General features: G+C 58.1%; 1 protein-coding gene. It reads right to left on the reverse strand.

The annotated features are described in order from the left end of the window. Positions 1–295 (reverse strand): DUF58 domain-containing protein (locus AC6CHM_RS25170; protein ID WP_498176083.1); only part of this gene is annotated, 295 nt, incomplete at its 3' end. Positions 296–298: the final 3 nt, after the last annotated feature.

Raw genomic sequence — 298 nt, forward strand, 5'->3', positions numbered from 1 at the left:
TTGCTGATCGCAGATCGAGCGATTGAGCGTGCGCCTTCAGCAGACCGGAAATCACTGCGAGCATGCCTCGGTCCGATGGAGCGGCCCTTATCAACAGCGGTTCGATCCCGCCGACGGCAAGTAAACCGACTCGACCACCGAATTCTGTGGCACGCCAGCCTGATAGCGCCAAGATTTCGGCAGCAGCGACGGACATGAAGGCGCGCCTCGTCCCGAACTGCATGGCAGGTCTGAAATCGGCAAGCAGCAACGTCGTGTGTTCTCTTTCTTCTCTAAAGGTCTTTACATGCGGCACACC

Source organism: Phyllobacterium sp. GQ127, from assembly GCF_059758635.1.